This is a genomic window from Alicyclobacillus suci (assembly GCF_017329615.1).
GTDB classification, from domain to species: domain Bacteria; phylum Bacillota; class Bacilli; order Alicyclobacillales; family Alicyclobacillaceae; genus Alicyclobacillus; species Alicyclobacillus suci.
Genome location: NZ_JAFMTW010000261.1, coordinates 1 through 231 on the forward strand (window position 1 = coordinate 1; position 231 = coordinate 231).

General features: G+C 51.9%; 1 pseudogene. It reads right to left on the reverse strand.

The annotated features are described in order from the left end of the window. Positions 1–231: pseudogene (locus tag J3482_RS22345) on the reverse strand (hypothetical protein); the annotation flags it as partial.

Genomic DNA, 231 nt, shown 5'->3' on the forward strand with positions numbered 1-231 from the left:
CAGAATGCTCGTGAATCCTTAGCCATGGTACTTCTAAACCGTTGAATCGCTTTACGACTCGGCTTCGCAAGAACCCGCTCTTTCCCCTGCCGCTTCCATTGTCGGATGTTGAACCCGAGGAAGTCAAATCCCTTGTCCGCATGCGTCACCAGTGTCTTTTCCGCCGACAACTGAAGTTTCAGCCTGTTGCTTAGGTATTCCGCGATTTCCGCTTTGAGCGTCTCGGCATGT